This is a genomic window from Telluria sp. AZSoR62 (assembly GCF_058111565.1).
The window spans coordinates 1-277 of record NZ_JBYTST010000280.1; the positions used below are offsets into that span (position 1 = coordinate 1).

The following is a 277-nucleotide window of genomic DNA, read 5'->3' on the forward strand; positions in this document are numbered from 1 at the left end:
GCACTTTCGTAGCGCGCCAGTTCTGAGGCGTTCACATCATCCCCAGGGTTCATGATTTTGTTCAATTCGGTCGGCGCCATTGGTGCCGGTGGTTCCTCACTTTCCGGCTTTGTACCGTACGATACAGAAACCGGTATTTTGGCTGGTGCCTCTGGCACTGCCGCCGCTGACTGCAAACTCGGCTGGCTTGCCGGTGCTTCGACCGTTCCGGCCTTGACCGACTTGCGATACCGATACAGGTAACTTTTCAGCGTCTCCATGGTGATCTCGATCCCCT

1 pseudogene is annotated in these 277 nt (G+C 56.3%); it reads right to left on the reverse strand.

Annotated elements, in window-relative coordinates:
* Positions 1–260: pseudogene (locus AC3XQU_RS23805) on the reverse strand (hypothetical protein); the annotation flags it as partial.
* Positions 261–277: the final 17 nt, after the last annotated feature.